6 protein-coding genes and 1 pseudogene are annotated in these 8,374 nt (G+C 66.8%); 2 read left to right on the top strand and 5 right to left on the bottom strand.

Annotated features, from left to right (window positions below; all coding sequences use genetic code 11):
• Positions 1 to 188: 188 nt before the first annotated feature.
• Positions 189 to 676: pseudogene (locus tag ACWETB_RS16115) on the top strand (transposase).
• A gap of 563 nt (positions 677 to 1,239) precedes the next feature.
• On the opposite strand, the gene ACWETB_RS16110 reads toward ACWETB_RS16115, so the two are convergent.
• Together ACWETB_RS16110 and ACWETB_RS16105 are read right to left on the bottom strand one after the other, a co-directional pair.
• A complete protein-coding gene (locus ACWETB_RS16110) occupies positions 1,240 to 2,322 on the bottom strand; it encodes a class I SAM-dependent methyltransferase (RefSeq protein WP_449744339.1) in 1,083 nt (360 codons plus the stop codon).
• Positions 2,323 to 2,396: 74 nt separating this feature from the next.
• On the bottom strand, positions 2,397 to 2,699 hold the full coding sequence (locus ACWETB_RS16105) for a hypothetical protein (RefSeq protein ID WP_452212218.1): 303 nt from the start codon (positions 2,697 to 2,699) through the stop codon (positions 2,397 to 2,399).
• Between ACWETB_RS16105 and ACWETB_RS16100 the strand changes: the two genes are divergently transcribed.
• Entirely contained in the window at positions 2,698 to 3,417 is a 720-nt protein-coding gene (locus tag ACWETB_RS16100; RefSeq protein WP_452212216.1) for an oxygenase MpaB family protein, read from the top strand. The genes ACWETB_RS16105 and ACWETB_RS16100 overlap by 2 nt on opposite strands.
• Here ACWETB_RS16100 and ppsA read toward each other — a convergent pair whose 3' ends face one another.
• The 3 genes from ppsA to ACWETB_RS16085 form a co-directional block, all read right to left on the bottom strand.
• On the bottom strand, positions 3,418 to 5,799 hold the full coding sequence (gene ppsA / locus ACWETB_RS16095; RefSeq protein WP_449744342.1) for a phosphoenolpyruvate synthase: 2,382 nt from the start codon (positions 5,797 to 5,799) through the stop codon (positions 3,418 to 3,420).
• Between the two features lie 26 nt (positions 5,800 to 5,825).
• Positions 5,826 to 6,674 (bottom strand): pyruvate, water dikinase regulatory protein, encoded by an 849-nt coding sequence (locus tag ACWETB_RS16090; RefSeq protein WP_449744343.1) that lies wholly within the window; start codon positions 6,672 to 6,674, stop codon positions 5,826 to 5,828.
• Positions 6,675 to 6,814: 140 nt separating this feature from the next.
• Complete coding sequence (locus ACWETB_RS16085) at positions 6,815 to 8,188, bottom strand: NADP-dependent succinic semialdehyde dehydrogenase (protein ID WP_452212214.1); 1,374 nt, start codon at positions 8,186 to 8,188, stop codon at positions 6,815 to 6,817.
• Between the last annotated feature and the right edge of the window lie 186 nt (positions 8,189 to 8,374).

The following is an 8,374-nucleotide window of genomic DNA, read 5'->3' as shown; positions in this document are numbered from 1 at the left end:
CCACCCGTCGAGTACGAGGCCGCCTACTGGTCGACCTACACGGTCACCAGCTACCGTGAGAACCCGGTCCCGGCATCCGCTGGAACCAACTAACCGAGCCTCCAGCAAACCCGGGGCGATTCAATCAATTGATTTCCTATTTGCCTTAACTGCGATCAGCCTCTGGTGCTGACCCGCGCACCGCTGATGTGTGCATCGCGGTCTGCGACGGATTGATGGGGTTCCCGGATGCGATCGCCGCTGTGTGGCTGGCGGCGGTGATCCAAACCTGCGTGATCCACCTGATACGCAACACCTTTCGGTATGCGTTGCGTAAGTATTGGATCAGATGGCGCGGGACCTCAAACCCGTGTACGCCGCCCGCGACCGAAGCTGCCGCCAAGGAACGGTTCGCCGAGTTCGCCGCCGCGTGGGGCCAGCGGTTTCCGGCGATCATCCGGCAATGGGAGAACGCTCGGCCCGAGTACCATTCCTGGACTACGACACCGAAATCCGGCGGGTGATCTGCTCGACCAACGCGATCGAGAGTGTGAATGACCGCTACCGGCGGGCGATCCGGGCCCGGGGGACACTTCTCACCGAGCAGTCCGTGTTGAAATGGCGGCCGAGGGGGGCCAGGCCCGGGGCGACGATCGGGGCCGAGACTATCACCGTCGGAACCCGTTGTCCCGTATGACATTTCATGTCACGTGGGGCGTGTCGCGGGTCAGTCGGCGGCTGGGAGGTCCAAGGCTGCGGCGACGAGTTCGGGGGCCTGTTCGTCAGGGGTGCGGGCCGCCGAGGCCCTGGCACGGTCATCGCGTTGTACGTCGCGCATGAGGGTTCTCCTTGGTGGTTCGTGCTGGTCAATCGCGCTGGAGAACGTGGCTGGTGTTGGCCGTGTTGTGAACACGAAACCAGACTGGCGGAGGCTCCGCGAGGGGCGTTCGTTTGTGATCCGACCCCCTGGGGGGTCGCCAGTCCTCGGACAGGATGCAGAGGGTTGTCTTCACCTTCGCGTCCCCGCGTGAGCGGTTGCATGACCGATGCGCGGCGCGGAAGTTGGCCGGGTCCAAGGCCGGTTTGGGATGAGTGGACCGCCCGGGGAGTCCTCGGTGTAGTCGATCGGGCCGGGGTCGCCGGTGACCATGATCGCCTCCGACATCGGTCTGTGCGAGGGAGTCATGGCCTACCGGATGCTGAGATTCGGCAGTAGCTCGTCGGCGATCGACATCTGCTGACCCGTCGCCCGCGGTCGAGTCACCCGACCGGAGACGGCGGCTTGTGCGCGACGTAGAAATAGTCGAAGGGGTCGGTTCGGACCTCCTTGACCTCGACGTCGACCAGGCCCGCCTCGCCCAGCATGCGTTCCGCGGTCTGCCGGCCCCACACGGTCCCGAGCCCGGCACCGCCCTGGGCGAGGGAGACGGTCATGCAATGCATCAGACTGATCGTGTAGAGATACGTCGCCCAGGGCAACGACATGTTGTCCTCGACCGCGGACTGGGCCTTGATGTCGACCATCAGGAATGTGCCGCCGGGACGCAGCGCGGTCGCGATGGATGCGAGTACCCGGTCGGGGAACGCCAGATCGTGAATCGCGTCGAACGCCGTCACGACGTCGTAGGTGTCGGTCTCGTCGAGATGTGCGACGTCTCGGATCTCGAACGTGGCGTTCGTGAGTCCCCAGTCACTCGCCCCTGCGCGCGCCACCTCGATCGCCTCGGTGCCGAGGTCGTATCCGACGAAGGTGCTCGTGGGGTAGGCACGTGCCAGGAGATTGACGGCATGCCCCGAGCCGCAGCCCACGTCGGCCACCACTGCGCCGCGGGTCAGCAACTCGTGCAGCCCGGGCACCGCGGGCACCACGTCGTCGAGCAGACCCCCGTCGTGGGTGGCTCGCGCGGTGGCGGCCATCAGCGCGTGGAATCCGGGGAACCGGTCATATCCCAGCCCGCCGCCATGCCGGAACGGTTCGCGCAACTCGGGTTCCACCCCGGCGAGCATGGTGAGCATCCGGAGGCTGCGGGCCAGGTTCACCGGGCCGTCGGCAGGGGTGAGGCAGACCGCCCTTTCCGGAGGCAGCGAGTAATGACTGGTCGCAGGGTCGTACTCGGCGACGTCGCCCACGACGATCCCGTTCAGCCATTCCCGCAGGTAACGCTCGTCGACACCGGCGGCCGCCGCGAGTGTGGCCGAGTCCGCCGGTCCGGTGCGGGCGAGCACGTCGAGCAGTCCCAACTCGTCGCCGATACCGAGGAGTAGGCCGAGCGCGGAGTCGTTGAGTACGCCGACCATGCGCCTCTGGAACGCTTTCGCCGCATCCCTGTCGAACCCCGTCATCGGTGGACCTCCTCGCACTCGGTGCGACCGACGTTACCCGGCACGGGATCACCGGATGGCGGGTGGCCGCAGCGTCACTGGCCGGGAATCGGGGCCGGACAGACGCCGGTCTGCGCGCCGATCGAGTTGATCTCGGCGTTGGACCGAGGGTCGCCGGTACGTCGTCGGCCTGGTGGTCGGGAGTCGCCGGTGGCGGGGTGGTCACCGGCGACGTCACGGTGACCCGTCGAGATCACCGCGGAGGATGGCGGCGCTGGCGTCCACACCGGGTTGGGGTCGCCGTCGGCGCTGCACCCGGCCAGCACGAGTACGGCCGATGCCGGGAGTGCGGTGACCAACGTGAGGCGCCGACGGCCGTGGTCCGTGGAGTGCGGCATGTGTCACCTCGGGAAGTATCCGGATCGTTCGACGTGTCCAGTGTCGGTCGTCCGCCGTCGACCTCTCAGCCCGGCCGTCGATCTGCCGGGCGGTATATCCCGTGTCTTCGTCCACAAACACCGCACCGCCCCGTGCCTCGTACGGTCGGCGTACGAGGCGGACTTCGACGGTGTGCGGATGATTCGCTACAGCCACGACGCCTTCCACGGCGAGCGCGCCGACGGAAAGCGTTACCACGCACTCAATCCGAGCGTGTTCTTCTTCGAACACGCCACGTACGTCGACGCGCTCTTCACTTGCGTCGATGTCTTCTTCGGTGGTCTCGGTCCGCAGCTGTACGCCGAGACCTGCGAGTGGTATCGGCGCTTCGGGATCTCCGCGCGGGAGATGCCGCCGACGGTGAGCGAGTTCGACGAGTACTTCGCCGACGCACTGGCCACCGAACTCGACCCGGAACCGGGACTCGACTGGTATCGACAGCAACTGTTGCGACCCGATCACTGGATCTTCCGGAGACTACCCACCCGCGCGGTGCGCGCGATCCAGCATCCGATCGCGACCGGGTACCTCGGCGTCACTGCATCCGCGGGTGATCGCCGCGCGCTCGCCCGCTACGCCGCCGCCCTGTCCGCAGTAGACGCGGTGGCGCCCACGCGAAATGTGTGGCCGGCCGAGGTGCGCGACAAGGTGATCGAGGCCCGCCGAAGAGCCCGGTGATCAACCGTGCGCGGCCAACCGCATCCAGGTGTCGACCACGGTATCGGGATTCAGTGACATCGATTCGATGCCCTGCTCGAGCAACCACTCCGCGAGGTCGGCGTGATCGCTCGGGCCCTGCCCGCAGATGCCCACGTACTTGCCGCGCGCCTTGCAGGCCGAGATGGCCAGGCCGAGCATGTGTTTCACAGCCGGATCGCGCTCATCGAACGCGTCCGCCACGAGCGCGGAGTCGCGGTCGAGTCCCAACGTCAGCTGCGTCATGTCGTTGGAGCCGATGGAGAAACCGTCGAAGTGATCGAGGAATGCATCGGCGATGACCGCGTTGGAGGGCACCTCACACATCATGATCACCTCGAGACCGTTCTCACCGCGACGCAGCCCATGGGAGTCGAGCAGCGAGATCACGCCCTCGGCCTCGGTGAGGGTGCGCACGAACGGAATCATGATCTTGACGTTGGTCAGGCCCATCTCGTTGCGTACGTACTTCAGCGCCGCGCATTCCATCTCGAAACAGTCGGCGAAATCCTTCGACAGGTACCGCGACGCGCCGCGGTACCCGATCATCGGGTTCTCCTCCTCCGGCTCGTACAGCTCGCCGCCGACGAGCTTCGCGTATTCATTGGACTTGAAGTCCGACATCCGTACGATCACCGGGTGCGGCGCGAACGCGGCGGCGATGGTCGCGACGCCCTCGGCCACCCGATCGACGAAGAAGTCACGAGGGCTCGGATAGGCGGCGATCGCCTCGCCGATCTGCTCCTTGAGGGGGCCCTCCAAGGAGCCGAAATCGAGCAGTGCCTTCGGGTGGATACCGATCTGGCGATTGATGACGAACTCCAGGCGCGCCAATCCGACACCGCTGTTCGGGAGTCGGGAGAAGGCGAACGCCTGCTCGGGCGTGCCGACGTTCATCATGATCTTGGTGCGGATCTCGGGCATCGACTCGATCGAGGACTCGGTGACGTCGAAGTCGAGCAAGCCGTCGTAGACATAGCCGGCGTCGCCCTCGGCGCAGGAGACGGTGACCTCGCGGCCCGCCGCGAGTGACCTCGTGGCACCACCCGTGCCGACGACCGCGGGGATACCCAGTTCGCGGGCGATGATCGCCGCGTGGCAGGTACGGCCACCGCGATTGGTCACGATGGCGCTGGCGCGCTTCATGATCGGCTCCCAGTCGGGATCGGTCATGTCCGCGACGAGGACCTCGCCGGCCTGGAACTCATGCATCTGATCCACCGAGTCCAGGATGCGAACAGCGCCGGAGCCGATGCGGGCGCCGATCGCGCGGCCCTCGACGAGGAGCGGTCCGGTCTCGTTGAGGCGATACCGCTGTTGGCCGGTGACCGCCGCGCGCGACTGCACGGTCTCGGGACGGGCCTGGAGGATGTACAGCTCGCCGTCGACGCCGTCCTTGCCCCACTCGATGTCCATCGGCCGCCCGTAGTGTTCCTCGATCAGCAGGGCCTGACGGGCGAGGGCCTGGACCTCACTGTCGTTGAGGCTGAGCAGCTTTCGCTGCGCCGGATCGACATCGACGAACTCGGTCGTCCGCCCGACCGCGCGGTCGTCGGTGTAGACCATCTTGGTGGCCTTGGAGCCGATGCCACGCTTGAGGATCGCCGGACGACCGGCACGCAGGGCCGGCTTGTAGACGTAGAACTCGTCGGGATTCACCGCACCCTGGACGACCGCTTCACCGAGGCCGTAGGAGGAGGTCACGAAGACCGCGTCGGCGAAGCCCGACTCGGTGTCGATGGTGAACATGACGCCGGACGCGCCGATGTCGGAGCGGACCATCTGTTGCACTCCGGCGGAGAGGGCGACGGCGTCGTGGTCGAACTCGTGGTGCACCCGGTAGGCGATGGCGCGATCGTTGTACAGCGAGGCGAAGACCTCCCTGATCGCCTGCACGATGGCGTCGATCCCGCGCACGTTGAGGAAGGTCTCTTGTTGCCCGGCGAAGGAGGCATCCGGCAGGTCCTCGGCGGTCGCACTCGAGCGCACGGCGAACGACGCCTCGTCCGAGCCGCCGGACAGTTCCGCGAACGCCGTCCGGACGTCGGCGTCGAGGTCCTCGGGGAACGGCTGATCCATGACCGCGGCCCGGATCTCACGTCCGGCCTCCGCGAGCGCCTGCACATCGTCGGTGTCGAGGTCGGCCAGTCGTGCACTGATCCGCTTGGCCAGGCTGAGGCCGTCGGCGCCCGGCTGATTCAGGAAGCGCCGGTAGGCGTCGGCGGTGGTGGCGAATCCGTTGGGGACCCGGACGCCGACGTCGGTCAGGTTGCGCACCATCTCACCCAGCGAGGCATTCTTCCCGCCCACCTGCTCGAGGTCGGCAAGGCCGAGGTCGGCGAACCATCGGATGTTGTCGGTCATGTGTTGCTCCTCAGTGCGGGATCGAGTCAGTGCAGGACTCGGGGTCGGCGGGCGAGTACTTGCAGGATGAGCGTGGACATCTCCTCGACGGACTTCGCCGACGAGTCGATGACCGGCAGGTGATGCATGCGGTAGAGCTCCTCGGCACGACGCAGCTCGTAGGCGCACTGCCGGAGTGAGGCATATGTCGAGTCCGGGCGACGCTCCGTCCGGACCGCGTGCAGACGGGCGGCGCTGGTGATGATCCCGAAGCAGCGATCCTGCAGGTGCCGGATCGGGCGGGGCAGATCGGTACTCGCCAGATCCTCCTCGACGAGGGGATAGTTGGCGACACGCAACCCGTGCTGCAGGGCGAGGTACATGGTCGTCGGCGTCTTGCCGCAGCGCGACGGGGCCACCAGGATCACGTCGGCCTTGTCCAGGGATCGGACGCTCTGGCCGTCGTCGTGTTCGATCGCGTACTCCACCGCCTGCATCCGCGCGTTATAGCGCTTGACGTCGCCGACCCCGTGGAGCCGTGCCGGAGTCCGGGCACCCCGGACGCCGAGGATGCGCTCGACCTCCAGCATGTGCATGTCGAAGAAGTCGATCAGCGGCGCACGGGACTTGTGGAGTTCCTGACGGACATCGTCGAGTGCGGCCGTCACGAACACCAGCGGTGTGACGCCGCCGTCCATGGTGGTGTCGATCTGCGCCACCACCTCGCGGGCATCGTCGGGCGTGGTGATGAACGGGATGAGGGTCCGTTCAAACCGGTGGTCGGGAAAGTGGAGCAACAGGGCATTGCCCATGGTCTCGGCGCTGATTCCGGTGCTATCGGAGAGGAAGAACACCGGGATCGCACGGCTGATGTCCTGGGTCTGTGTCTCACTCAACAGATCGTTTTCCCGCCACCCGACGTCACTGTGGGTATCCATCATCGTTCATCTGTCCGTCGGGTCGACGGGCGGGTCCGTTTTTCGGGCATTCGCCTCGGCGGCGAGCGACGCGGCCCCGGCGTGCGCCACGCCGTACGTCAGCCGATCCAGACCGTTTTGATGTTGCAGAATTCGCGGATCCCGTGGGCGGTCAGTTCTCGGCCGTACCCGGACCGTTTGACACCGCCGAAGCCGAGTTCGGGGTAGGAGGTCGTCATCCCGTTGATGAACACCTGACCGGACACGATGTCGTCGATGAAACGGTTCTGCTCGGCGGTGTCGGTGGTCCAGGCGTTGCCGCCGAGGCCGAAGGTGGTGTCGTTGGCGATGGTGATCGCCGCATCGATGTCGTCGACCCGGTAGACGGCGGCGACCGGCCCGAAGGCCTCAGCGGAGTAGATGTCCATCTCGGCGGTGATGTCGGCCAGAATGGTGGGCTGATAGAACCAGCCCGCACGTTCGACGCGCCGCCCGCCGATCAGCACCGAGGCGCCCCGGGTGACCGCGTCGTCGACCAACTCTTCGAGGTCGGTACGGCCCTGTTCGGTGGCCAGCGGGCCGACATCGGTCGCCGCGTCGGTGGGATCGCCGACGACGAGGGCGCCGAATCCGTCGACGAAGCGCTCGACGAACTCGTCGTAGACATCGGTATGAACGATGAAACGTTTTGCTGCGATGCAGGATTGGCCGTTGTTCTGCACACGTGCGGTGACCGCGGTGCGCGCGGCCGCGGCGATGTCGGCGCTCGGCATGACGATGAACGGGTCACTGCCGCCGAGTTCGAGCACCGTGTGCTTGACCTCATCGCCGGCGATCGCGGCCACCGCACGCCCGGCGGGCTCGCTTCCGGTGAGGGTTGCGGCGGCCACGCGCGGATCGCGCAGGATCGACTCGACCATGTCCGACCCGACCAGCAGGGTCTGGAAGCAGCCTTCCGGGAAACCGGCGCGGCGCAGCACGTCGTCGAGGTACAGCGCCGACTGCGGCACGTTGGATGCGTGCTTGAGGATGCCGACATTGCCGGCCATCAACGCGGGAGCGACGAATCGGACCGCCTGCCACAGTGGGAAGTTCCAGGGCATCACCGCGAGGATGACGCCCAGTGGCTGGTAGCGCATGAACGCGCGAGAGGCGCCGACGGCCCCGGCGTCGGCGACCTCGTCGGCGAGCATCGCCGCCCCGTGATGGGCGACATACCGAAAGGCCTTGGCGCATTTGAGTGTCTCCGCCTTGGCCGCGGCGAGGGTCTTACCCATCTCGGTGGTCATCATCGTCGCGACATCGTCGGCCTCGGACTCGAGGAGGTCGGCGGTGGCCCGGAGCCAGGTGGCCCGCTGGTCGAAGGACGTGGTGCGGTAGTCGGCGAACCGCCACGCGGCGCGGTCGAGGGCGGCGTCGACCTTCGTCGGGGTCAGCGACTCGAACTCCCGGACGGTCTCTCCGGTGGTCGGGTTGATGGTGGCGATGGCCATGGTGCCGGTCCTTCCGCGCGTGGATGGTTCCTCACCACCACTACCACTCGGTGATCTCCACGCTCATGACCAGCGGTTCGGGAGTGCCGAGGACTCATCCACAGGTGGCTGATCGTCCGGCGTGCTTTGGCAAGCGGCCGACCACGGCGACCGTGTCGAATTCGAGCGACTGATCGGCTCCGGGAC

It is taken from the genome of Gordonia sp. NPDC003950, assembly GCF_053605205.1.
This window is presented reverse-complemented; position numbering and strand designations above follow the sequence as displayed.